Source organism: Oleiphilus sp. HI0123 (genome assembly GCF_001635315.1).
In genome coordinates, this window is the sequence record NZ_LWGE01000865.1 from 1 (window position 1) to 270 (window position 270).

Annotated in this window: 1 pseudogene; it reads right to left on the reverse strand. The window is 52.6% G+C overall.

From position 1 onward, the window contains the following. Positions 1 to 270 (reverse strand): annotated as a pseudogene (locus A3761_RS27340) (alkaline phosphatase); the annotation flags it as partial.

Here is a 270-nt window from a genome sequence, read left to right on the forward strand (position 1 = left end):
CAGCTCGCCAGCTGGAAGCTGCGGTGGCGCACCATCGCCTAGATCTTCATCACGCTCGTTTTCAAGAATCACAAGTGCATACATGCTGTCCGGGCTGACTGCGATAGAGTCTGGTTGGCCGCCAAGAGCGATCGTTCTAACTAGAGTTTTACTCGCAATATTAATGACAGCTAGCTCGCCCGATACCGTGACGTAGTCTGTTGAAGTGTTTACAGCCGCGAGAGCGTACTCTCCTTTGATCGCTACTGATGTTGGCTCGCCATTGAGTGC